This is a genomic window from Acidovorax sp. FG42 (assembly GCF_057809195.1).
Window position 1 is genome coordinate 147,952 of the sequence record NZ_JBMDJM010000004.1, and the last position, 21,020, is coordinate 168,971.

Genomic DNA, 21,020 nt, shown 5'->3' on the forward strand with positions numbered 1-21,020 from the left:
AGGATCAGCAGCGCCAGCAGGCCGCTGCCCAGGCCCGTGAGGGCCCGCAGGGGCCAGTGCAGCAGGTGACGCAGGAGTTTTGGAATGATTTGGTCCCGATGCGCTAGTGGATCATGCCTGAGGTGCTATGTAAAAAATAGCATTCTGGCGGGAGGCATCTCCGCAGCTCACACGCCGCGCGCCCGGTCGGCCTTGAACTGCGCGCGGAACTGGGCAAAGGTGCCGGCCTCCAGCGACTCGCGCACCTCGCGCATCAGGTTCAGGTAGTAGTGCAGGTTGTGCACGGTGGTCAGCATGGGGCCCAGCATTTCGCCGCAGCGGTCCAGGTGGTGCAGGTAGGCACGACTGAAGCCTTCGCGCCCGCCGTCGTCCCACGAAACGCCTGAGCTGCCCGCGCAGGCGTAGCAGGTGCAGCTGGTGTCCATCGGCTTATGGTCCGCCTTGTGGCGGGCGTTGCGGATCTTCAGGTCGCCAAATCGCGTGAACATCGTGCCGTTGCGCGCGTTGCGGGTGGGCATCACACAGTCGAACATGTCTACGCCGTCGGCCACGCCCTGCACCAGGTCCTCGGGCGTGCCCACGCCCATCAGGTAGCGGGGCTTGTGTGCGGGCAGGCGGTGGGGCGTGTGGGCCATGATGTCCAGCATCTCGTCCTTGGGTTCGCCCACGCTCACGCCGCCCACAGCGTAGCCTGGGAAGTCCATCTCGACGAGGCGCTCCAGCGACTCCTGGCGCAGGTTCTTGTACATGCCGCCCTGCACGATGCCAAACAGCGCGTTGGGATTGTTCAGGCGGTGAAACTCGTCCTGACTGCGCTTGGCCCAGCGCAGGCTCATTTCCATGCTTTTGCGCGCTTCGGCCTCGGTGGTCTTGTGGCCCTTGGTCTCGTAGGGCGTGCACTCGTCGAGCTGCATCACGATATCGGAGTTGAGCGTGGTCTGGATCTGCATGCTCACCTCGGGCGACATGAAAAGCTTGTCGCCATTGACGGGGCTGGCAAAGGTCACCCCTTCTTCGGTGATCTTGCGCATGGCACCCAGGCTCCAGACCTGGAAGCCGCCGGAGTCGGTGAGGATGGGCTTGTCCCACTTTTCAAACCCGTGCAGGCCGCCAAAGCTCTGCATCACGTCGAGGCCCGGGCGCATCCACAGGTGGAAGGTGTTGCCCAGGATGATCTGCGCGCCCATGTCGTGCAGGCTGCGCGGCATCACGCCCTTGACGGTGCCATAGGTGCCCACGGGCATGAAGATGGGGGTCTGCACCACGCCATGGTTGAGCGTGAGCTGGCCACGGCGTGCGTGGCTGGTGGGGTCGGTTTTGAGAAGTTCGAACTGCAGCATGATGGTGTGCATTGTCCCAGACGGGCCGAATGAGGCCCTGCTGACCTGGCGCAAGGCTTTGAACAGGCTTTTGGGGTGGCGCTGGCCGATAGCGTCGCTACACTGGTCTTCACGCATACACAAGGAGAACCGCATGCTCAAGATCCTCATCGCCGTGGACGGCTCTGAACTCTCCCTGGATGGCGTGCACCATGCACTCGCACTGGTGCGCCAAGGGCTCCAGGCCACGATGGTGCTGGCCAATGTGCAGGAGCCCGCCACGCTGTACGAACTGGTGACCACTCGCGACCCCGACCTGATCGCCGCCGCCAGCCTGGAGGCGGGTGAGCACCTCATGGCATCCGCCCGGGCGTTGCTCGATGCCGCCGGGGTGGCCTACGAGACTGATGTGGGTGTGGGCGATGTGGCGCACACCCTGGTGGACATGATCGAGCGCTCGGGCTGTGACATGGTCATCATTGGCGCCAAGGGGCAGGGCGCCATCACCAGCGCACTCCTGGGGTCGGTGTCGCAAGAGGTGGCGCATGCCAGCCCCGTGCCTGTCACCATCGTGAAGCATGCGGAGGTGCTGGAAGGGGTGGAGGGTGATCTGGCGGAAGACGCCGAAGCCTGACGGCGAGCCCCATGAAAAAGGGCCGCTGTGCGCGGCCCTTAGAGGGGAAAGGTGGTTGCGGCAAATGCGGTTCAGGCCGCCTTGCGAAACGGCTCGGCTGGCCGTTGCAGCTTGCCGTGGGGCAAGGTGGCCAGACGCGAAAACATGCGGCGCACGTAACCGCGCACCCACAGGCATTTGTTCAGTTCATCCACGGGCAGCGGACCCGACACCACCACGATGTCATTCGCAATATCTTGCGCTCCGGCTGCGCGGAGCCGACGGCGAGTGTTGTTGGCCCACGACTGGATGCGCGTGGGGCTGCCATGCTGGTGCACCTCTCCCGTGTGCGCATCGAACGCAATGGCCACGGTGTCCGTCTTGAGCTTGAACCGGCGTTCCCCCGTGACGGCACTGGGCGCCTCGCGCATGTCATACAGGTAATAGCTGCCTGCCTTGAGCTGGTATTGCATGTCCATGGTGTGTTCCTCTCTGGGCGCATTTTCGAGGGTGCACGCTGCGGGCAATGGCAGGTTAAACGGTGGGAAAAGGGCTCTTTTGAACGCCTCTCGCACGGGGCCACGCCGGTTTTTGTGCGCGTGCCATTGTGGCCGCGTGTCGGCGCCATCCAGAGAAACTTGAGAACGATGTCGTAACGAGTTGTGAGCGCCTTTGCCCCGCCTTGGGCTACTGCTAGTCGGTGTCTCCTCCAAGGCGTATGCAACTGGCACGGCCCCAGGCGCGGGCAGCCAAGCAAGGGCCGCCCCGCAGCGAGGGCTGCGTCCCCCTGCCCACATCGCGTAGCGATGTGAGAGCGGGGGGAAGGCGCGCAGCGCCTCAGGGGGGTGTCGCTGCTAAAAATCCACCAGACTCAACCCCACGCTGAACACAGTGCGCTTGCGGTTGTAGTCGATCATGCTGTCGCCATAGCCGCTGAACAGCGAGGTGTGCAGGCGCAGGTTGCTCTTGCTGCCAAACAGGCCGGTGCCCAGGGCCTGTAGCCACTCCACGCGCACCGAGCCCCGGTCGCTGCTGGCCAGCGTGTGGCGCACGGTGGCGCCCAGGGTGTTGTCCTTGTTCACGTTCCACAGCAGCGACAGCTCGCCCCGGCCGATGTAGTCGCTGATGCCCGGGTTGTCGTCGCTGCCCGCGCTTTCGGGGATGCGCTTCCAGATACGGGCGTTCACGCTGAAGCGGTTGTCCAACTCGATGCCGGTCATCAGGTACGCGCGGTTCCAGCTGCGCGACAGGGGTTTGCTCTGGCCGTTGGACTGGTGCACCAGGCCGATGCCGCTGTAGCGCCACTTCCAGCCAAACGGCAGCTGCGCCGTGGTGGGGTACACGTACATCAGCTCGGGCTCGTGGTCGGTGGCGCGGAAGGGGCGCGAGATCTCGGGCGTGAACAGCTGCCAGTACGACTGCTGTGTGTAGCCAAACCACAGCGAATCCTTGAGCGTGGGGTGGCCCTGGGTCAGCATGCCCTGGGCGATCTTGGTACGCACGGACAGCTGGATGCGGTTTTCAGTGCGGCGGTACGGCGTGGAGTCGGTGGCCGAGTTGCCGTCGGCATCCGACGTGGGCTGGCGGTTCACGCTGCTCGATGCCACCACCGACACCGTGATCGGGCGGTAGCCGCGGAAGCTGAACGTGCCGCAGTCGGTGCCCGTCTCCAGCTCCCAGAAGCGGGAGAGGTCGCTGTACTGTGGGTCGCGGCAGCCTTCAGTGCGCGCCACGTCGATGATGCGCGTGGCGGGCAGCGTGGCGTCCACCGGTGGTGGCACGGCCGACGAAGACGTTACTCCGCTGGCGTTGGCTGATGCCGCGGGGGCTTGCCACGCCTGCCCACCCGCAGGAGCCGCCTGCGCCTGCTCGGCCGCCCAGGCATCAAAGCAGGCCAGGCGCGCCTGGTTGTCGCTGGACAGAGCGGTGCAGCGGCGCAAGGCTGCGTCGGTCCCTGTTGCGGCGCCGGTGGCTGCGGCTGGGGCTGATTGCGCCAGTGCCGCGCCGGCCGGGGCCAGGGCGACCGCCAGCAGCAGGGCCAGAGAGCGGTGCCGATGGGGCGCAGCGGGCACGTGCGTTATGGCGCTCATTGCCAGGCCGCCTGTTTGCGCAGCACAAACGGTGCCGACGGCGTGGTGGGGGTGGGGTGGGCGTTGTTCCATGTTCCGCGTATTTCCTTGCCGCAACTTCCATCGACCACCTGGCCAGACCAGGTGGCGCTGATGTTGGTGCCGTTGATCGATTCTTCCAGGGTCAGGTCGCCGCCATCGACGTCACCACTGACCTGGGCCGTGGTGCCGCCGCGCACCACGGTGCCACGCACGCTCTGTGCCAGCTCGGGGTGCGGGCCCAGTTGCAGCGTGGCCGTGGTGGGCTTGTCTCCCGGCGCAGGGGCCTGCAGCTCGGCGCGCCACTGGCCCTGCAGGTGTTGGTGGTCCATCTCTGCCGCCGCTGGGCATGCCGCCGTGGATTGTGGGCCTTTTTGGCCGATGGCGCTTGTAGGACAAGCGCTGATAGCTATCAAAAGCGCAGCAATGCTCCAGGCGCCGCGGCCACGAGGCAGGGTCGAGCATGGATGGGGATACGTGCTGGGGTGTTTTGCCATGGTGCGTGTGCGCTCTCAGGCGGTGGGCGCCGGGTTGGCGGCCGCAGCGGCGTTGGCCGCCGTGGTGGCCTGTGCCTTGGCTGCAAACTCGGCGCGCAGGGCCTTGAGCTTTTCGCGCGGGTCTTCGCGGGCGGTGGTCTTGTCCAGGCCCATTTCGGCGATGAAGCGGCTGGGCTGTGCGGCCACCATTTCGCGGCCCTTCTTGCGGCGCTTGGTCCAGCTCACGGCCAGGGTACGCTGGGCGCGGGTGATGCCCACATACATCAGGCGGCGCTCCTCCTGCAGGCGCTGCAGCACGTCGTCGGTCACCTTCTGCTGGCGGCCTTCGTCGTCGTCCAGCTTGAAGGGCAGCATGCCCTCGGTCACACCCACCAGCACCACATGCGGCCACTCCAGCCCCTTACTGGCGTGCAGGGTGGAGAGCGTGACCATGTCCTGCTCCTGCTCGCGCTCGCTGATGGTGGAGAGCAGCGCAATGGTCTGCGAAACTTCCAGCAAGCTCTTGGTCTCCTTGGCCACCACAGCGCCCGCGGTGTCGTCAATCTGCCCGCCCGCACGCTGGGCCATCCAGTCACAGAACTCCATCACGTTGCTCCAGCGGGCGGCGGCCACCTTCTCGCTGTCTTCGTTGTCGTACAGGTGCTGCTCGTAGCCGATTTCCTTGAGCCATTCATTCAGAAAGGCGCGGGCGTCTTCGGCGCCGACGGTGCGGCGGGCGCTGTACTCCAGGTAGTTGATGTAGCGGCCAAACTCATGCAGACCGTCCATGGCGCGCTTGGGCACGGCGGCCGGTAGCATGCCGTTGAACAGCGCACCGAACATGCTCTGCTTGTGCTGCGTGGCAAACGCGCCCAGCGCTGCGAGCGTGGTGTGGCCAATGCCGCGCTTGGGTGTGGTGATGGCGCGCAGAAACGCCGGGTCGTCGTCGTTGTTGATCCACAGACGGAACCAGGCGCACAGGTCCTTGATTTCCGCCCGGTCAAAAAAGCTGGTGCCGCCCGAGACCTTGTACGGAATGTTGGCCTTGCGCAGCGCCTTTTCAAACGGCTTGGCCTGGTGGTTGGCGCGGTACAGGATGGCGAAGCTCTTCCAGTCCGGCGGTGGGTTGCTGGCGGCGCGCAGGCTCTGGATGCGGGCTACGGCGCGCTCGGCTTCGTGCTCCTCGTTGTCGGCATCCACCACCCGCACCGGCTCGCCTTCGCCCAGTTCGCTGAACAGCGTTTTGGGGAACAGCTTGGGGTTGGGGCCGATCACGTTGTTGGCGGCGCGCAGGATGGCGCTGGTGGAGCGGTAGTTCTGCTCCAGCTTGATGACCTTGAGGTGGGGGTAGTCCACCGGCAGTTTCTTGAGGTTGTCCAGCGTGGCGCCACGCCAGCCGTAGATGGACTGGTCATCGTCGCCCACGGCCGTGAAGTGTCCCTTTTCGCCCACCAGCAGCTTGAGCAGCTCGTACTGCGTGGCGTTGGTGTCCTGGTATTCGTCCACCAGAACATGGCCCAGCGCGGCCTGCCACTTGGCGCGCACTTCGGGGAAGTCGCGCAGCAGGCGCAGCGGCATGCCGATCAGGTCGTCAAAGTCCACGCTCTGGTAGGCCGCCAGGCGTTCTTCATAGCGCGCCATCAGCGTGGCGATGATGCGTTCGTTGTCGTCCGCCGCCTGGGCCAGGGCCTGTTCGGAGGTCAGGCCCATGTTCTTCCACTTGCTGATCACCCACTGCCACTGGCGCGCCGTGGCCATGTCGGTGGTGCCGCCCGAGGCTTCCTTCAGGATGCCCGTGACGTCGTCAGCGTCGAGGATGCTGAACTGGGGCTTGAGGCCCAGCACATGGCCGTCCTCGCGCACCATGCGCACGCCCAGCGCGTGGAAGGTGCAGATCAGCACGTCCTTGGCCCGTTTGCCAATCAGGTGCCCGGCGCGCTCGCGCATTTCGGACGCGGCCTTGTTCGTGAAGGTGATGGCCGCAATGCGCTTGGGGTCCATCCCTTTTTCGATCATGTGGGCGATCTTCATGGTGATCACCCGCGTCTTGCCCGAGCCAGCCCCTGCCAGGACGAGGCAGGCCCCGTCGGTGTAGTGAACGGCCTGGAGCTGGGCGAGATTGAGACCGGCAGACATGGAGAAGAAGGAACGTGCAGAAAGAGGCGAAGGGGGAACCGGACAGGCGCGGGGCGGTGGGCGCCACGGGCGTGGGGTGCACGCCGAGGGGACGTGCAGCGCAAGGGCGCAATGATACCGGCGTACCCCCCGGCATGCCCTGGTCGCCCACGCGCGACCGGTGCCTGACGGTCGGCTGACAGGAGCGCCCCGCAGCCCATGGGGCAGGCCCAGTGCTCCGGGAAACCCCGCTAGGGGCTTTGTTTTCACAATTTGATACTGGTTGGCGAGTCCCTCCCCCACCGGGAGGGGAGTGTTGTGAACCGAGCACCGCCATGAACCCTGTGACCCCGCCTTCCATCGCTTTGACCGCCGCTACGCCCCGGGCGGTCCACGGTCGGTTGCCCCTGCCTGCTTGGGCCGCATGCGCCGCCCTGGCGGTTGCCGGCGTGCTGGCGGGCGCGGCGCTGCTGCCACGGGCGGCGCATGCGCAGGCGGGGGGTAACGCCCCCGCGCGCATCGGCGTGGTAGGGCCTTTCACCGGGCCGTCGGCCGACTTTGGCGTGCCCATGCTCAATGGCATCAAGCTGGCGGTGGATGAGATCAATGCCGTGGGCGGTTACCTGGGCCGCCCGCTGGAGCTGGTCGTCAAGGACGACAGGGCCGACCCCGACCAGGGCCGCAAGGTGTCGCAGGAGCTGCTGGCCGAGAAGGTTGTCGCCACCATCGGCTTTTGCAACACCGGCGTGGCGCTCAAGGCCATCGATCTGTTCCAGGACGCCAAAAGCCCGCTCATCGTGCCCTGCGCCACGGGCACGGCCGTCACGGCCAAATACCCCGCGCCCGACAGCTACATCTTCCGCGTGCAGGCGCGCGACGCGATCCAAGCGCCCTTCCTGGTGGACGACATCGTCAAACGCGGCTGGGACAAGGTCGCCATCTTTGCCGACAAGACCGGCTATGGCGAAGGCGGCTACAACGACGTGGTAGCCGCGCTGGCAGCCAAGAACCTCAAGCCTGTGCATGTGGCGCGCTTTGATCTGGGGGTGAAGGACCTGACGGCCGAGCTGACTGCGGCGCGCAACGCGGGTGCCAACGTGGTCTACAGCTACACCGTGGGGCCGGAGAACGCCACCATTGCCAACGGCAAGAAGGCCATTGGCTGGAAGGTGCCGCAGGTGGGGCCGTGGCCGCTGTCCTTCCCGTTTTTCCTCGAAGGCGCCAAGGACGCGGCCGAGGGCGCGCTTATGGTGCAGACCTTCATCGCCGAGCCCAGCAACGAGCGCCGGGCATCGTTCCTGTCGAGCTACACCCGCAAGTACCAAGGCAAGGTGGCCGTGCCCATGGCAGCAGCCAACGCCTACGACGCCACCTATCTGCTGATGTATTCCTTCCTCGGCATCCGCGACGGCAACCTGAACGGCAAGGCCATCAAGGAGTCGCTGGAGGGCAAGATGAAGACCTACTACGGCGTGGTCACCACCTACGACAAGCCCTTCAGCGCGCAGGACAAGGACGCGATCACGCGCAACATGCTGGTCATGGGCATGGTCAAGAACGGTGCCATCACCTTTGCCTACCCCGAGGATGCCAAGCGCAACCTCATCATCCAGCGCAAGCAATAACAAAAAGCGGGTGCCTGCGCTCGCCACCCGCGAGCCCACCCACCTGACTTTGCGCTGACCACCTAGTGGGCTGCAGGCCCTGGCTGCAGGCGCAACAAGCACAATCGGGCCGTGCTGTCCGTCCTGCTCATCACCTTTCCCTTCTTCGCGCTCGTGCTCTGCGGCTACCTTGCCGCGCGGCGCGGCGTGCTGCCGCAGCCGGCCATTCCGGGGCTCAACGCCTTCGTGCTGTACTTTGCGCTGCCCTGCATGCTGTACCGCTTTGGCGCCAGCACGCCCATCGGGCAACTGCTGGACCCAGCCGTGGCGGGCGTCTATGTGCTGTGTGCGCTCGTGATGGTGGGGGCCACGGTGGCGCTCACGCGCAACGCGCGCATCGGCTGGAACGATGCCGCCTTTGGGGCGCTCGTTGCGGCCTTCCCCAACACCGGCTTCATGGGCGTGCCGCTGCTGGTGGCCCTCCTGGGCGCGCAGAGCGCGGGCCCGGCCATCGTCACCATCGTGGTGGACATGGTCATCACCAGCTCGCTGTGCATCGCGCTCTCGCGCCTGGATGGTGCGGGCACCCACGGTGTGGGCGTGGCGCTGAAGAACGCCTTCAGGGGCATGGCCACCAACCCCATGCCCTGGTCGATTGCGTTGGGGGCGCTGGCGTCGGCGCTGCAGTTCAAGCTGCCCGGCCCGGTGGACAAGACCATCGCCATGCTGGCCGATGCGGCCTCGCCCGTCGCGCTGTTCACCATCGGCGCGGTGCTGGCCCGTTCGCAGATGAACCAGCACGAACAGGTGCCCGCGCGCGACTACGTGCCGGTGGCGCTGGCCAAGCTGCTGGCGCACCCGTTGCTGGTGTGGGGTGCAGGCACCGCGGCCATGGCACTGGGGGTGCCGCTCACGCCGTTTGCACTCACGGTGATGGTGCTGCTCGCAGCCTTGCCCAGCGCCAGCAACGTGTCGCTGCTGGCCGAGAAGTTTGGCGCCAACAACGGGCGTGTGGCGCGCATCATTTTGGTGTCCACCGCGCTGGCGTTCTTGAGCTTCTCTGCCGCCGTCGCGCTGCTGACCTGAGCCGCCAGGCCGCTGCGGTGCGGTGGGCTCAGGCCGCTGCCGGCGTCTTGCGTCCCACCAGGTACTGCACGCCCAGCATTCCGTAGAACTCCGAGTGCGGCTCTTCGGCCGCCAGGTGAAAGACATCGCCCGCCTGGTACACACGTTCTGACGTAGCCGTGGCGATGCGGATATCGCCCGACAGGATCAGCGCCTTGGCCTCGAACGGGTGCGTGTGGTCGCCCAGCATGCCGCCGGCCTCGCGGGTCACGGTGACGGCGGGCTCGAAGCCCTCGCGGGCCAGTTCGTCTGCAAATTGTTCGGGGGTCATGGGGTCTCCTGCTGCGGTACGGGGCAGTGTAGGTGCGGGCTCAAAGCCAGGGTGGGGGCTCGGACTCTCAAAAATGATAGCTGCCAGCGCATGATGCACTAGCGCTACCGCCGGATTTGCTCCCAGTTTCATGCGGGGATCGCGCGTGGGAGTCGCCCAGCCAACGTGACCATCCCGCTGCCGTGCCGCCGCTTTGGCCTGCCTGTCGTTGCCTTCCTGAGATGGCTGCCTTGAGAAAACGATACGAAAAAACATTCGACATGGCATGCCTTTTGCGCCGACGATGTGGCGTGGTCAATCCATGCCCACGAACGGACAACAACAGGAGATTCACTATGAGGAAGAGGAATATCGCGCTGTGGGCACTCACGCCCGTGGCCGTTGCGCTGGTGCTGTCGGGTTGCGGCAGCGGCTCGGACAACGACCTGGCCGTGGACAACAATGCCCAGAGCTGCTCGGTGGTGTCCAGCTCCGGATCGGCCGTGGTGGTGGGCTCTGGCGTGGCGGGCGACCCGGCCGCGCCCGAGGCGGCATCGGGCTACCGCCTGGGCTACAAGGCCAAGCAATCGAGCAAATATATGGTGGTGGCCAACACCCCGCTGGCCACCAAGGCCGGCTGTGACGTGCTCAAAGCCGGCGGCACGGCGGTGGACGCTGCCGTGGCCGTGCAGGCCGTGCTGGGCCTGGTGGAGCCGCAGTCCAGCACGCTGGCGGGCAGCGCCTTCATGATGTATTACGACGCCAACACCAAGAAGGTTGTGGCATACGACGGCCGCGAGACCGCCCCTGCTGCCGCCAATGGCTACTACCTGGTGCGCCAGGACCAGGGCGACGCCTCGTCCCCCGCACCCGTGCCCAGCGCCCGGCGCAGCGGCCGCTCCATTGGCGTGCCCGGCGTGATGCGCATGCTGGACATGGCCCACAAGGAACACGGCAAGCTGGGGTGGGACAAGCTGTTCGACGAAGGCATTCAGCTGGCCACCAACGGCTACCGCATTCCGGGCCGCATGGGCGACGCCATCAAGGGCAACGCCGCCAGCCTGGCGCTGGACGCGAATGCGGTCGCCGCCTTCTTCAATGCCGACGGCACACCCAAGGCCACCGGCACCGTGACGACCAACCTGCCGTATGCACAGACGCTGCGCACGCTGGCCAGCGGCGGCGCCAACGCCTTGTACTCTGGCCCCCTGGCCGAAGCCATCGTGGCCAAGGCGGCCCAGGCGGTGGGCGACGATGCGGCCAAGACGCCCATCACCCCCAGCCTGATGACGGTGAACGACCTCAAGAACTACCAGGCCAAGAAGCGCGAACCGGTGTGCACCACCTACCGCGCAAGCTACTACGTCTGCACCATGTCGCCACCGTCATCGGGCGGTATCGCCATTGCGCAGGCGCTGGGCATTCTGGAGAACTTCGACCTTTCCAAATACGGCCCCACCAACCCCACCAACGAAGGCGGCGTACCCAGCGTCATGGGCGTGCACCTGGTGTCCGAGGCAGAGCGCCTGGCCTATGCCGACCGCGACAAGTACGTGGCCGACACCGACTTCATCCCGCTGCCCGGCAAGGGCGTGTCCACCATGCTGGACAAGGCCTACCTCAAGCAGCGCGCGGCGCTGATCCAGCCGGACGGCAAGTCGCTGGGAACGGCGTCGGCAGGGGCGCTGGGCGATGTGCCTCTGGGCGTGGACAAGACGGTGGAGCGCGGCACGACGCACTTCTCCATCGTGGATGCCTACGGCAACGTGGTGTCGATGACCTCCACGGTCGAGTCCAGCATGGGCTCGTTCCACATGGTGGGCGGCTTTCTGCTGACCAACCAGCTCACCGACTTCTCGGCCCAGCCGGCTGACGGCGCCGGTGTGCCCATTGCCAACCGCGTGGCGCCCGGCAAGCGCCCCCGCAGCACCATGGCGCCCACGCTGGTGTTCAAGGGCACGGAGCCGGGTGATTTCGTGATGGCCACGGGCTCGCCCGGCGGCGGCACCATCATCCAGTACGTGCTCAAGACCGTGGTCGGCGCGGTGGACTGGAACCTCGATGCCCAGCAAGCCACGTCGCTGGTGAACTTTGGCGCCACCAACAGCCCCACCACCAACGTGGACGGCGCCAACACGGCGCTGGACCTCACCGGGCTGATCGACGGCCTCAAGGCCAAGGGCCACACGGTGAACAACGCCGCGCAGTCGAGCGGCGTGTCCACCATCATGCGGGTCAACCGCAACGGCCAGACCCGGCTGGAAGGCGGGGTGGACCCCCGCCGTGAAGGCATCGTGCTGGGTGACGGCGCGCTGTAACCGGCGAACCACGCTCTGACGAGACGGGGGCTGCGTTGAAAAGCGCAGCCCCCGTTGCTTTGTATTGAGGCCGCTGTGTGGGCCTGCCGGGCGGACTTAGATGGCTAGTGGGTCCACGTCCACCAGCCAGCGGATCAACCCCTTGTGCTCCGGCTGGCTGCGCGTGGCTTGCAATATCGGCTGCCATGCGGCCAGAAAGCGCTGCAGGGTGGCGCGGCTGCTGCTCTCCATCAGCATCTGGGCGCGCTCCACATTGGCAACGCGCTGGATCGTGAGCGGCACGGGCGGGAACAGGATCACCGTGCCGTCGGGCAAACCGGGCAACTGCGCGGCGTGGGCGGCGGCGGTGGCCGCGGTCAGAAAGCCCTGCGCCACCTCCTGCGTGCGCGCATCGGCCCGCACCAGCGCCTGGTACGAGAACGGGGGCATGGCCGCCTCTTCGCGCTCCTTGAGCTGCTGGGCGGCGAAGGTCTCGTAGTCGTGCTTGCGCAGCGCCTCGAACACGGCGTGCTGGGGGTGAAAGCTCTGCACCCACATTTCGGGCTGCGTGCCGTGCACCGCTTGGGCGGCCATGTAGGCAGCGTCGCGCCCGGCGCGGCCTGCAGCCTGCATCAGCAGCGCAAACAGCCGCTCGGCGGCGCGGAAGTCGCTGCTGAAGAGTGCGCCATCGGGCTGCACCGCAGCCACCAGCGTGATGCGCCGAAAGTCGTGCCCCTTGGCAATCATCTGCGTGCCCACCAGCACATCCACCTCGCCCGAATGCACCTGCGCCAGTTGGGCCTCCAGCGCGCCCTTGGCCTTGGTGGTGTCGGCGTCGATGCGGGCGATGCGGGCGGGCGTGCGGTCGGGCCGCAGCACCTCCCGCAGCAGGGTGCCCAGCTGCTCCTCCAGCTGCTCGGTGCCCTTGCCCATGGGGTGGATGTCGGGGCTGCCGCAGGTCGGGCAGTGAAACGGCACGCGCACCGTGTAGCCGCAGTGGTGGCAACGCAGGGTGCGGTCGGTCTTGTGGAACACCTGGTGCGCGCTGCAGTGTGGGCAGTCGCTCTTCCAGCCGCAGTCCACGCAGTGCAGCACGGGCGCGTAGCCCCGGCGGTTCAGCAGGATCATGCTCTGCTCGCCGCGCGCCACGCGTTCGGTGATGGCCTGCAGCAGCGGCGCGCTGAACACGGTGCGGCGGGGCTGCTGGTTCATGTCCACCCGGCGCACACGGGCCAGGGCTCCGGCGCCGATGCGGCTGGGCATGTGCAGGCGCACGTAGCGGCCGCCCTCGGGGTCCTCGGCCGTGGGCGGGCGGCTGGCGTGCCAGCTTTCCAGCGACGGGGTGGCCGAGCCCAGGATCACCTTCGCGCCCTGCTCGCGTCCGCGCCAGATGGCCAGGTCGCGGGCCGAGTAGCGCGCACCTTCTTGCTGCTTGTAGCTGGGGTCGTGCTCTTCATCGACCACGATGAGTTTCAATCCCGGCAGGCTGGCGAACACCGCCATGCGCGTGCCCAGCACGATGCGTGCGCTGCCGCCATGGGCGGCCAGCCAGCTGGCCAGGCGTTGCGGGTTCGTCATGCCGCTGTGAAGCGACACCACGGCGCAGGGGCCGAAGCGCGGCGCAAAGCGGCCTGCAAACCGCTCCTCCAGCTGGGGCGTGAGGTTGATCTCGGGCACCATCACCAGCGCTTGGGCGGTGGGGTCGGCCTCCAGCATCTCCTGCACGCAGCGCAGATACACCTCGGTCTTGCCGCTGCCCGTGCTGCCAAACAGCAGGAAGGGTCCTTTTTCTGCAGAAATTCGGGCCCTGGCGCTTTCCTGCTCTGCGGTGAGTGCTATGTTTTCAATAGTGCCTGAGGCGTCTCCAGCGCCCTTGGCCGGGCGCCGCAGCCGCCGCGCCAACTGCTCGGGGCGCAGGTCGCGCAACTGGGGGGGCAGGGCGGCCAGCGCCACTTCGCCCAAGGCCCGCTGGTAGTAGCGCGCCGCAAACCCCACCAGTCGGCGCCACGGCGCATCCAGGGGCGCCACACCCTCCAGCACGCCGGCGATGGGGCGCAGGGTGGCGCCATCGGGCAGCTCGCCAGGGGCCTCGTCGGCATCCCACACCACGCCCAGCACCTCGCGCGTGCCCAGGGGCACACGCACTAGCGTTCCGGGTGAGAGCGGGCGCTCACTGGCGTAGCTCAGCAGGTCGCCGACCCCGCTGTGCGAGGGCGTTTGCAGGGCAACGTGGACGATGTGGGTGGGCATAGACACGGGCTATGGGGTGGCTGGCGAGCTTAGTGCGCGTTGTGGATGTGATCTGGAGCTTTGGCGGCTAAGTGCTTGATTTGTCGAGGGTGTGTGAGTAATCCCGGATTTCTGTGGATAACTTTGTTGACATCCCGCCTGGACCCCCGCCCAAGCCGCATGAATACTGGCTGCGAACAGATTGCCCGGAAATGCGGCACTCCAAAAAAATCCTTATGAATCAATCATCTGAAGAAATTTAGCTTCGATTTTTGTGCTAAGCCCATTCGGCGTCTCGATGTTGCGCTGCATCACGTTTTGTGTGCATAAGTCGGACAGCATGGGTTCGTCAAGAGGACAGGCAGCCCCCTTTTTGTGCTAGTGCCGTCATCAGATGTTCATGCATTTCTTCGGTTTGGGCTGCAAGTGGTTGATTTGACAGGGTATTTGTAAGAAATCCAGAATTCCTGTGGATAACTTTGTTGATATCCCTTGGGTTTGCCCCGCAAGTCCTTGTCAAATCGTGCTTTGGCTGGATTGCCTGTCAAAAAAGCAGGGGATTTAAATCCTTATGAATCAACGACTTAGTGCGTTGGCAAGGTTTTTTGGCAAGTTGCAGTCTGCTGTCATGCCGGGCGTGAGGATGCTCCATTTTTGTGCATAAGTGCGCTGGCGAGGCGCCTGGATCTGCGACGAAATGCCCGGGGATTGTCGCAGGGCCCGGAGTCTCTGGCGTCCCGGGTGTCACAGCGCTCCATGTCGCTTTGCTTCAAGACGGCGCAGCGGCTTGTGGCGACGATGCCGCCATGGCTACTTACTCTTCTTCCCCCATGGCAGAGGCGCCCACCATGGAGCGCGACGGTTTTGTGCTGGCCCGGCTGGACGAGGTGGTGCAAGCGGCGCGCACGGACAGCCTGTGGTTCATGACCTTCGGCCTGGCGTGCTGCGCGGTCGAGATGATGCATGCCGCCATGGCGCGCTACGACCTGGACCGCTTCGGCATCATCCCGCGCTCCAGCCCGCGCCACAGCGACCTGATGATCGTGGCGGGCACCCTCACCAACAAGATGGCGCCCGCTATCCGCAAGGTCTACGACCAGATGCCCGAGCCGCGCTATGTGATCTCCATGGGCTCGTGCGCCAACGGCGGTGGCTACTACCACTACAGCTACTCGGTGGTGCGGGGTTGCGACCGCATCGTGCCGGTGGATGTGTATGTGCCCGGCTGCCCGCCCACAGCCGAGGCGCTGCTCTACGGCATCCTGCAGTTGCAGGCCAAGATCAAGCGGCCCCGGGTGATCCAGCGGTAAACGGCGGGTGGTTTAACTGCGCCGCAGCAGCCAGTCCGCATCGTCGCCCGGCCGCTGGGTGTGGGCCTTGAGTGCGGCAGGGGGCCTCTCGAACAATGCACGCGCCTCGCGGCTGAAATGCGCCTGGTCGGCGTAGCCGTGGCGCAGAGCGGCATCAAGGGCCCCGGCGTTGCCGTCGCGCATGGCCAGCAGTGCATGTTCGGCACGCAGCATGCGTTCTATCTCGCCAGGCCGCAGGCCCGCCAGTTGCCGGGTGCGGCGCTGCAGGTGCCGGGGCGTCCAGTCCAGCGTGGAGGCCAGGGCCTGGCGTGCGCCGCGCCGCCATGCCTGGTGCAGAACCTGCAGCCAGGCGGCGTGCCGGTCGGCCACTGCCGCCCAGCGCGGGGCCAGAAAGTCCACGCACAGCGCCTGGCGCGCGCCATGGTCGGGCGCCGTGTGGACGGCCGCCAGGAAGGGGTGCCACTCCTCGGGCAGCCAGGTCACCGCGTCCGTGATGCGGTCGGTCAGCGGCGCCAGGTCCTGCCCTGTCAGCAGCCCCAGCGCGCCGGGCTGGAAAGCCAGGCAGAACGAATCGCCATCGCGGGAAGAGATCGAGTGGTAAGGATGGCGGTGTGCGCCCGACAGCGTGATGGCCGGTAGGGCCGCTGCCGTGGCCGTACCTGCACACTCCACAAGCTGGGCCGTGCCCCGCGTGAGCCAGATGATGCCGGGGTAGGGGCTGGGCGGCACGCGCGTGTCCGCCGGGGTGTGGGGCGGCTGGCGGCCGAGGTCGCGCCAGAAAAAGGCGCGCACGCAGTCCGCGAGCGCGCCGGGTGGGGCTTGCAGGGCCGAGGCGGGCAGCGCCTGCGGGCCGGTGGGTGGCTCCGCTGGCGGCGGTGCGGGATGTTCCATTGCCATCACCTGGTCCCTGCCGGGTGCGCCGCGCGGTCTGGAGCACTCGCCCGGGCGATCAGCCCTGGCGCTGCGCGCGCGAGTGGCTATGCACCGCCTCCACCAGCGCCGCCACATGCTCGGGCGGGGTGAACTGGCTGATGCCGTGGCCCAGGTTGAAGATGTGCGTGGGGCCGGTGGTGCTGCGGTCGGTGTGGGGCTTGCCAAAGCTGTCGAGCACGGCATGCACTTGGGTGACGATCTGCGCAGGCGGCGCAAAGAGCACATTGGGGTCGATGTTGCCCTGCAGTGCCTTGCCGGGGCCGCCCACCTGCCCGCCGACGATGGCGCGCGCCTTGCCCAGGTTGGCCGTCCAGTCCAGGCCCAGCACCTCGCAGTCGATGTCCTTCATGTCTTCGAGCCAGATGCCGCCGCCCTTGGTGAAGACGATGCGCGGCACGTCGGTGCCATCCACGCCGGTGCGTTTGAGCTGGGCAAGCACACGCTTGGTGTAGGCCAGGCTGAATTCCTGGAAAGCGCCATCGGCCAACACGCCGCCCCAACTGTCAAAAATCATCACGGCCTGGGCGCCCGCGTCGATCTGGGCGTTGAGGTAGGCGGCCACGCTGTCGGCATTCACGGCCAGGATGCGGTGCATCAGGTCGGGGCGGCTGTACATCAGCGTCTTGACGAGGCGGTAGTCGTCCGATCCCTTGCCTTCGACCATGTAGCAGGCCAGCGTCCAGGGGCTGCCCGAGAAGCCGATGAGCGGCACGCGGCCGTTGAGCGCCTTGCGGATGCTGGTGACCGCATCGAACACGTAGCGCAGCTTGTCCATGTCGGGCACGGCCAGCCCGGCCACGGCGGCTTCGTCGCGCACCACCTTGGCAAAGCGCGGGCCTTCCCCCTCGGCAAACGACAGGCCCAGGCCCATGGCGTCGGGCACGGTGAGGATGTCGCTGAACAGGATGGCCGCGTCGAGCGGAAAACGCTCCAGCGGCTGCAAGGTCACTTCGGTGGCGTACTGGACATTGGTGGCCAGGCCCATGAAGCTGCCCGCCTGGGCACGCGTGGCCTTGTACTCCGGCAGATAGCGCCCCGCCTGGCGCATGAGCCACAGGGGCGTGTAGTCGGTGGCCTGGCGGCGGCAGGCACGCAGGAAGGTGTCGTTGGCAAGGGGGGCGAAGGTCATCCTGCGATTGTCGCAGGCCGACCGCCGATGTCGGTACCCGATCCAGCTGCGGAAATTGACGCGCATCAAGCCGGAACCACGGTGGGTCGGCTCAAGGGTGCCTACCGCTCCGCGATGTAGTGCGACATCCGCACCACTTCGCCCGGCGCCAAGAACGCCCGTACTTCCGTCTCCAGCGCCTGGTCGGCCATGGTCGCGCGGGCGCGCTGGTGCAGGTAGTCGGCCCAGGACTCGACGATGAAGCGCTCCACATAGCGCGAGGGTTCGCCCAGGTCCTTGTACACACGCCAGAAGGTGGCGCCGTCGCGGCGGCGTGGGGCCTTCATGCGGCTGATGGTGTCGAGGAAGGCGGCGTCGGTGCCGGGGGCAATGCGGTAGCCCACTTCCACCGCAACCGGGCCCGCCTCCGGCAGCGGCTCGGCCTCGATGAAAAGTTCGTCCCACGGCGTGGCCTGGGTCACCTCGTGCAGCGCACCCATGCGCAGCGGCATGGGGCGGGCCAGCAGCAGGCCGACGCCCATCAATGCGGCGGCGACGCAGAGTGTGGGCGTGAGGCCCAGGATGTCCGACGCCGCGCCCCAGAAGGCCGAGCCCATCGCAAACGCACCCAGCGCCGCCACCATGTGCATGGCCACGGCGCGCGAGCGCACCCACTGCGGCGCGCTGGCCTGGGTGGCGGTGTTGAAGGTGGACATGGCCGACATCCAGGCCGCGCCTGCAAACAGCATGGCGATGTAGACCACCCAGGTAATGTGGGTGAGTGCTGCCACCAGCATGGCGATGCCAAACACGACGCCGCCCACACCCACGATGACCTCCATGCCAAAGCGTGCACGCAGCCGCCCCAGCACCAGGCCCACGCCCACGGCGCCCGTACCCAGGCAGCCCATCAGCAAACCGAAACCCGGCGCTCCCGTGCCCAGGCGCTGTGCAATTACCGGCAGCAGCGCCCACAGGGCCGAGCCCGCGGCGCTAAAGGCCATCACGCGCACCAGTTGCGCCAGGATCATGCGAGAGTGCCAGGCAAAACGCAGACCGCTCAGGGTGCCGCCCCACAGGCGCTCGGCGGGCAGCTTGGAAGGTGGGTGCGCCTTGGGCGGCCAGCGGCGGATGGACTCCCACATCACCAGCGTGGTGGTGACGGTGATGGCAAACACCCAACCCGCGCCCAGCTGTGCAAACACCAGCCCCGCCAGCGTGGGGCCCACAGCGCGCGCCGCGTTGTAGGCAATGCTCACGGCGGTGATGGCCTGGGGCCACTCGTCGCGCGGCACGGGGTCGATGACCGAGGAGTTCCACGCGGGTGTCAGCACCGCCGTGCAGCAGCCACACACAAACACCAGAAACAGCACCGAGGCCGACCCGCCCCAGCCGCCCAGCACCAGCAGTGTGAGCAGCGCACTGGCCCCCGCCTGCGCCAGCAGCGCCCCCGAGATCAGCCGCCGCCGGTCGGTGGTGTCGGCCAGCACCCCGGCGGGCAGAGCCAGCAAGAACATGGGCATGAACACAGCCGTCTGCACCAGCGCGGCCAGAAAGGACGACCCGGTGAGCTCCACCATGAGCCAGGCCGCCGCCATGGTCTGCATGCCGCTGCCCACAAAAAAGATGCCGCCACAAATCCACAGGCCCCGGAACGCGGGTTGGCGCAGGGGGCTCCACAAAGAGGTCGAGTGCTGGGACATGAAGGATGGCGTTGGGTGTGCGTGGGTCGTTGTGGGACAAGGGGAGCGCATGCGTGCCGTGGGCGGGTGGCTCAGGGCGGGTTTGAGGATATCGCCGGTTCCCCGTTTTGGGGCAACTCCATCCTGCAAACCCCCTCAATCCACATGCCGTCCACCGCGCAGCCGGTAGGTGCGCGGCACGTCGGTGCGGGTGGCGACCAGCGCTTCGGCACGCCGCTGCATGTCGGCCAGGGCCTGGTCTAGCCCAGCTACCGCCTCGGCACCCAGCCCGGCCAGCAGCTCCTGGTTGAGCGCCTTGACCTGCGGAAACAGCTCGTCGTGCACGGCCTGGCCCGTCGCCGTGAGCGACAGCCGGGCCTGGCGCCGGTCGCCGGGCATGGCGTCGCGGGTGATGAGCTTCTTGGTCAGCAGCGAGGTGATGGCGCGCGAGGTGCGGGCCCGGTCCAGCCCCAGGCGCTGGGCCAGCTCGGCCGGGGGCATGCCGGGGTGCTGCGCCAGCATCATCATCAGCCCCCACTCGCGGCGGGTGATGCCGTAGCCGCCTTCGCACAGCCGCACCACGAGGCTGCCCGCCACCGCGATCAGGCGGTTGAGGCGGTACATCAGCAGGTCGTTGGCGGCTTGCGGGTGGGTCAGCCGGTCGCCGGGCGCGGCGGGCGGATGGGGGGCCGGTGCTGGCGCAGGCATCAGGGTATTTCCGGGCAATGATTGATTAGATCAATTGATTGTGTGGCCAATACAGTCCGGCCATCCACCCCCCCGCGCGGCTGTGCGGGCCCTGCCATCGCCCCCTGGAGATTTCGACCATGCGCAAACCCCTTGCTTTTGTGCTGACCGCCGCGCTCGCCCTGTGCGCCACCCTGGCCCAGGCGCAGGACACCCCGCTGCGCATCGTGGTGGGCTACGCCCCCGGCGGCGCGACCGACCGCGTGGCCCGCATCGTGGCCGACAAGCTGGGCGCCAAGCTTGGCACGCCTGTCATCGTGGAGAACAAGACCGGCGCGGGCGGCCGCCTGTCAGCCCAGGCTGTCAAAGCCGCGCCCGCCAACCAGCCCACGCTGCTGCTGGCCAACCCTGCCGTGATGCTGGTGGCGCCGCTGGTGTTCCCTGACGCGGGCTATGACCCCGAGCGCGACTTCCGCCCTGTGAGCCACGTGAACAGCTACGAATTCGGCGTGGCCGTGGGCAGCGCCGTGCCGGTCAAGGAGCTGCCGCACCTGATGGCCTGGCTCAAGGCCAACCCGGACAAGGCCAACTTCGGCGTGCCCGCCACGGGCAGCCTGCCGCACTTTTTTGGCCTGATGGTGGGCGACGCCGCCAAGGTGCGCGCCGAGGTGGTGGGCTACCGGGGCTCGGCGCCGCTGCTCAATGACTTGCTGGGCGGCCAGGTGCCCGTAGCGTTCGATACGTTTGACACCCTGCTGCCCCAGCACGAGGCGGGCAAGATCCGCATCCTGGCCGTGTCGAGCGCCAAGCGCAGCGCGCTGGCGCCCCAGATTCCTACGTTCAAGGAAGCCGGCATGGACCTGGCCGCCACTGGCTGGAACACCTTCTTTGCCCCGATGAGCATGCCCAAGGCGCAGGCCGAGCGACTGGCCAGCCTGATCCATGAGGTGATGAAAGACCCCGACACCCAGCGCAAGTTCGCAACCGCCAAGATGGAGCCCGTGGTGGCGACCATGGCGCAGACCGAAGCCATGCTCAATGCCTATCGTGCGCAATGGGCGCCAGTCGTACAGCGTTCGGGCTTCAAGCCTTGATAGGAAGCACCCCCTGAGCGGCTGCGCCGCTTCCCCCTCAAGGGGGACGGCGGCCTCGCTGCGGGGCGGC

17 protein-coding genes are annotated in these 21,020 nt (G+C 67.0%); 6 read left to right on the top strand and 11 right to left on the bottom strand.

Annotated elements, in window-relative coordinates; genetic code table 11:
* Positions 1-167 precede the first annotated feature (167 nt).
* The gene (tgt, locus tag ACODSM_RS06580) at positions 168-1,340 is read right to left on the bottom strand and encodes a tRNA guanosine(34) transglycosylase Tgt (protein WP_488804789.1); all 1,173 of its coding nucleotides are present in this window, start codon (positions 1,338-1,340) and stop codon (positions 168-170) included.
* A 133-nt stretch (positions 1,341-1,473) separates the two neighbouring features.
* Between tgt and ACODSM_RS06585 the strand changes: the two genes are divergently transcribed.
* On the top strand, positions 1,474-1,953 hold the full coding sequence (locus ACODSM_RS06585) for a universal stress protein (RefSeq protein ID WP_488804728.1): 480 nt from the start codon (positions 1,474-1,476) through the stop codon (positions 1,951-1,953).
* Between the two features lie 71 nt (positions 1,954-2,024).
* Here ACODSM_RS06585 and ACODSM_RS06590 read toward each other — a convergent pair whose 3' ends face one another.
* The 4 genes from ACODSM_RS06590 to ACODSM_RS06605 all read right to left on the bottom strand — a co-directional run bounded on the left by ACODSM_RS06590 (position 2,025) and on the right by ACODSM_RS06605 (position 6,652).
* Complete coding sequence (locus tag ACODSM_RS06590) at positions 2,025-2,411, bottom strand: hypothetical protein (protein WP_488804729.1); 387 nt, start codon at positions 2,409-2,411, stop codon at positions 2,025-2,027.
* A gap of 375 nt (positions 2,412-2,786) precedes the next feature.
* Positions 2,787-4,022, bottom strand: coding sequence for a phospholipase A (locus ACODSM_RS06595; RefSeq protein ID WP_015015967.1), 1,236 nt, complete (start codon positions 4,020-4,022; stop codon positions 2,787-2,789).
* Positions 4,019-4,372 (bottom strand): hypothetical protein, encoded by a 354-nt coding sequence (locus ACODSM_RS06600; protein WP_488804730.1) that lies wholly within the window; start codon positions 4,370-4,372, stop codon positions 4,019-4,021. The genes ACODSM_RS06595 and ACODSM_RS06600 overlap by 4 nt, the downstream gene beginning before the upstream one ends.
* Positions 4,373-4,552: 180 nt before the next feature.
* The gene (locus ACODSM_RS06605) at positions 4,553-6,652 is read right to left on the bottom strand and encodes an ATP-dependent helicase (RefSeq protein WP_110961829.1); all 2,100 of its coding nucleotides are present in this window, start codon (positions 6,650-6,652) and stop codon (positions 4,553-4,555) included.
* A 314-nt stretch (positions 6,653-6,966) separates the two neighbouring features.
* Between ACODSM_RS06605 and ACODSM_RS06610 the strand changes: the two genes are divergently transcribed.
* Positions 6,967-8,256, top strand: a complete 1,290-nt coding sequence (locus tag ACODSM_RS06610; RefSeq protein ID WP_488804731.1) for an ABC transporter substrate-binding protein — start codon at positions 6,967-6,969, stop codon at positions 8,254-8,256.
* 111 nt (positions 8,257-8,367) lie between these two features.
* Complete coding sequence (locus ACODSM_RS06615) at positions 8,368-9,321, top strand: AEC family transporter (protein ID WP_488804732.1); 954 nt, start codon at positions 8,368-8,370, stop codon at positions 9,319-9,321.
* Positions 9,322-9,349: 28 nt separating this feature from the next.
* Here the strand turns inward: ACODSM_RS06615 and ACODSM_RS06620 are convergent, their stop codons facing one another.
* The gene (locus ACODSM_RS06620; protein WP_108625916.1) at positions 9,350-9,631 is read right to left on the bottom strand and encodes a cupin domain-containing protein; all 282 of its coding nucleotides are present in this window, start codon (positions 9,629-9,631) and stop codon (positions 9,350-9,352) included.
* Between the two features lie 335 nt (positions 9,632-9,966).
* Between ACODSM_RS06620 and ACODSM_RS06625 the strand changes: the two genes are divergently transcribed.
* Positions 9,967-11,928 (top strand): gamma-glutamyltransferase family protein, encoded by a 1,962-nt coding sequence (locus tag ACODSM_RS06625; protein WP_488804733.1) that lies wholly within the window; start codon positions 9,967-9,969, stop codon positions 11,926-11,928.
* A 96-nt stretch (positions 11,929-12,024) separates the two neighbouring features.
* Here the strand turns inward: ACODSM_RS06625 and priA are convergent, their stop codons facing one another.
* A complete protein-coding gene (gene priA / locus ACODSM_RS06630; RefSeq protein ID WP_488804790.1) occupies positions 12,025-14,157 on the bottom strand; it encodes a replication restart helicase PriA in 2,133 nt (710 codons plus the stop codon).
* An 827-nt stretch (positions 14,158-14,984) separates the two neighbouring features.
* Here priA and ACODSM_RS06635 point away from each other — a divergent pair.
* On the top strand, positions 14,985-15,446 hold the full coding sequence (locus ACODSM_RS06635) for a NuoB/complex I 20 kDa subunit family protein (RefSeq protein WP_370220959.1): 462 nt from the start codon (positions 14,985-14,987) through the stop codon (positions 15,444-15,446).
* 12 nt (positions 15,447-15,458) lie between these two features.
* Here ACODSM_RS06635 and ACODSM_RS06640 read toward each other — a convergent pair whose 3' ends face one another.
* The 4 genes from ACODSM_RS06640 to ACODSM_RS06655 form a co-directional block, all read right to left on the bottom strand.
* Positions 15,459-16,343: a helix-turn-helix domain-containing protein gene (locus ACODSM_RS06640; RefSeq protein WP_476018191.1), complete on the bottom strand. Its 885-nt coding sequence runs from the start codon at positions 16,341-16,343 to the stop codon at positions 15,459-15,461.
* Between the two features lie 52 nt (positions 16,344-16,395).
* Positions 16,396-17,508, bottom strand: a complete 1,113-nt coding sequence (gene hemE, locus ACODSM_RS06645; RefSeq protein WP_422847887.1) for a uroporphyrinogen decarboxylase — start codon at positions 17,506-17,508, stop codon at positions 16,396-16,398.
* A 101-nt stretch (positions 17,509-17,609) separates the two neighbouring features.
* Positions 17,610-19,190: an MFS transporter gene (locus ACODSM_RS06650; protein WP_476018192.1), complete on the bottom strand. Its 1,581-nt coding sequence runs from the start codon at positions 19,188-19,190 to the stop codon at positions 17,610-17,612.
* A 135-nt stretch (positions 19,191-19,325) separates the two neighbouring features.
* Entirely contained in the window at positions 19,326-19,877 is a 552-nt protein-coding gene (locus ACODSM_RS06655) for a MarR family winged helix-turn-helix transcriptional regulator (protein ID WP_488804734.1), read from the bottom strand.
* A gap of 119 nt (positions 19,878-19,996) precedes the next feature.
* Between ACODSM_RS06655 and ACODSM_RS06660 the strand changes: the two genes are divergently transcribed.
* Positions 19,997-20,950 carry a Bug family tripartite tricarboxylate transporter substrate binding protein gene (locus ACODSM_RS06660; RefSeq protein ID WP_488804735.1) on the top strand — a complete coding sequence of 318 codons (954 nt, stop codon included), beginning with the start codon at positions 19,997-19,999 and terminating at the stop codon, positions 20,948-20,950.
* The last annotated feature ends 70 nt before the right edge of the window (positions 20,951-21,020 follow it).

What these genes read in the sequence shown, in the direction of transcription:
- ACODSM_RS06595 (WP_015015967.1), bottom strand. Translation starts at nt 4,022, where the DNA reads ATGAGCGCCATAACGCACGTGCCCGCTGCGCCCCATCGGCACCGCTCT.
- ACODSM_RS06620 (WP_108625916.1), bottom strand. Translation starts at nt 9,631, where the DNA reads ATGACCCCCGAACAATTTGCAGACGAACTGGCCCGCGAGGGCTTCGAG.
- ACODSM_RS06585 (WP_488804728.1), top strand. Translation starts at nt 1,474, where the DNA reads ATGCTCAAGATCCTCATCGCCGTGGACGGCTCTGAACTCTCCCTGGAT.
- ACODSM_RS06605 (WP_110961829.1), bottom strand. Translation starts at nt 6,652, where the DNA reads ATGTCTGCCGGTCTCAATCTCGCCCAGCTCCAGGCCGTTCACTACACC.
- ACODSM_RS06590 (WP_488804729.1), bottom strand. Translation starts at nt 2,411, where the DNA reads ATGGACATGCAATACCAGCTCAAGGCAGGCAGCTATTACCTGTATGAC.
- ACODSM_RS06650 (WP_476018192.1), bottom strand. Translation starts at nt 19,190, where the DNA reads ATGTCCCAGCACTCGACCTCTTTGTGGAGCCCCCTGCGCCAACCCGCG.
- ACODSM_RS06600 (WP_488804730.1), bottom strand. Translation starts at nt 4,372, where the DNA reads ATGGACCACCAACACCTGCAGGGCCAGTGGCGCGCCGAGCTGCAGGCC.
- tgt (WP_488804789.1), bottom strand. Translation starts at nt 1,340, where the DNA reads ATGCTGCAGTTCGAACTTCTCAAAACCGACCCCACCAGCCACGCACGC.
- ACODSM_RS06635 (WP_370220959.1), top strand. Translation starts at nt 14,985, where the DNA reads ATGGAGCGCGACGGTTTTGTGCTGGCCCGGCTGGACGAGGTGGTGCAA.
- ACODSM_RS06625 (WP_488804733.1), top strand. Translation starts at nt 9,967, where the DNA reads ATGAGGAAGAGGAATATCGCGCTGTGGGCACTCACGCCCGTGGCCGTT.
- ACODSM_RS06610 (WP_488804731.1), top strand. Translation starts at nt 6,967, where the DNA reads ATGAACCCTGTGACCCCGCCTTCCATCGCTTTGACCGCCGCTACGCCC.
- ACODSM_RS06655 (WP_488804734.1), bottom strand. Translation starts at nt 19,877, where the DNA reads ATGCCTGCGCCAGCACCGGCCCCCCATCCGCCCGCCGCGCCCGGCGAC.
- ACODSM_RS06640 (WP_476018191.1), bottom strand. Translation starts at nt 16,343, where the DNA reads ATGGCAATGGAACATCCCGCACCGCCGCCAGCGGAGCCACCCACCGGC.
- priA (WP_488804790.1), bottom strand. Translation starts at nt 14,157, where the DNA reads ATGCCCACCCACATCGTCCACGTTGCCCTGCAAACGCCCTCGCACAGC.
- hemE (WP_422847887.1), bottom strand. Translation starts at nt 17,508, where the DNA reads ATGACCTTCGCCCCCCTTGCCAACGACACCTTCCTGCGTGCCTGCCGC.
- ACODSM_RS06660 (WP_488804735.1), top strand. Translation starts at nt 19,997, where the DNA reads ATGCGCAAACCCCTTGCTTTTGTGCTGACCGCCGCGCTCGCCCTGTGC.